Genomic DNA, 1,604 nt, shown 5'->3' with positions numbered 1-1,604 from the left:
ATCTACTTGACTAAGCAATGTTCTATTTAGTTGATGCGTGCTAACCAGGCAAAGACTTCAAGCTGGCCACCTTCACTTTCTTTAAAGTGAATGCTCAGTACTTTGGCATGAAGCTTAACATTGGTATTTTCATTGATATTGCTAATTAACAAAGAGCTGTTATCTCCTCGTTGGATGATCACAGATTCTTCAGAAACGTCGCTCTCTTTTTCAAAGGCCAGCTGAATTGCTGCACGCTTGATGGCAAGCTTAATCTGGTCTGAAATCAAACCCGATGCGACAGGTTTTTGTACGGAACCGATAGCACCATCATAGCCAAGGTGTTTGGGGTCTTTTAACCAGGCATTATTGGTCACAGGCTTGGCTTCAGATTGGCGAATATCGCCATAGAGTGCCACGCGGCTGTACAAGGTTCCTTGAGAAGAGCAGCGGTCTGTTACGGCATAGGATAGTGCCTCTTGGGTACCGGTGTTTACCTCTCCATCTTGCTTAAATACATTGTAGCGAAAGTAATTGCTATTGGTTTGGCGGAAGTTCTTCTGCGCAACAATATCAACGCCATACATATATTCCGCCTGCATCAAGGCATTCTCAATTGATTTATAATGCTGCTCAACCGGGCTAGTTGCCTGGTAGCTTACGCCGAGCATGGCGATTTGATCGCCCTTTGAAGGAGTGCACAGCCAGGCAGGCTGACAGGCCGAGATATCGCAGCTTTGCGGAGGGCACTGTTTTGAGATCTCTACTTTGTCGAGCGTTGCGTAGCTGTAGGCATAGCCATCTAGGCTAAACTCATCGCTAAAATATAGGGTTTGGCCATTTAAGGAGGCCGAGTCTACTTTGTCATTAACGCTTTCTAAGACACTTTCAATATCTTGGTTAACCGCAAGGTAGTCAGCCAAGCTCGCCACCGCCCGTTTACGGCTCTTTGTTATCGGTGTCTCGCCACCAATGTAGAGGTCTCTGGCTAGGCCGAATTGGCCAATTCTTTCCTCTGTTATTGGCTGCTCTAACCAGCAGGCTTGGTCACCAATATTCGGTTTGCTTTGTTGGCCTGCACAAGCGACGAGCAGACATATGCTAGAGAGCGTTAGCGGTTTAAGAAAGAGTGCTCTTTTCATAGCAGCCTGCATTGATGGAAGAGGACGACTTAGAATAAACTAAGGTAAGGCTATGAAAGTAAATCCTTTTTGATAGCGATTGTTTCTGTTATTACTCTGGATATCGTTTTTGTATGAGCCCTTAAAGCCATGCTTGCTTCTAATAATTCGGATTGCGACGGTACCACCTGATTTTGCAGTCATCAGACCTGCATGGATCGCAGCAGTACACACTGATGAATCAACATAATATTTATTATTTCCCCCATAAACGTTTTGCACAGCTCCGTTTGGTGGGCAATTGTAAGCGAAGTCCTGGCCTAATCGATTTTGGAACCCTCTAGCCGAGCTTTTCCAACTTGCATCAACGGTTTCTTCAATATCAATGCCACTTACGTTAGGGAGGCTATTAGCCGTAACAGTTTGAACGACCGTATTTGATTTGGAGCCTGCAAGCATCAGTTTATTTTGCAATTCTGCCATTTGTTGCTTAAGTGCAAGGTT

Annotated in this window: 2 protein-coding genes; both read right to left on the bottom strand. The window is 45.1% G+C overall.

Annotated features, from left to right (window positions below):
• Nucleotides 1–26 precede the first annotated feature (26 nt).
• Entirely contained in the window at nucleotides 27–1,121 is a 1,095-nt protein-coding gene (locus A3761_RS19795; protein WP_068553800.1) for a hypothetical protein, read from the bottom strand.
• Between the two features lie 39 nt (nucleotides 1,122–1,160).
• Nucleotides 1,161–1,604: LCCL domain-containing protein (locus A3761_RS19790; protein WP_197473134.1), on the bottom strand; the 444-nt coding region annotated here is incomplete at its 5' end.

The organism is Oleiphilus sp. HI0123, assembly GCF_001635315.1.
Note: the sequence above shows the minus strand (reverse complement) of the source record. Positions and strands in the feature narration are given on the sequence as shown.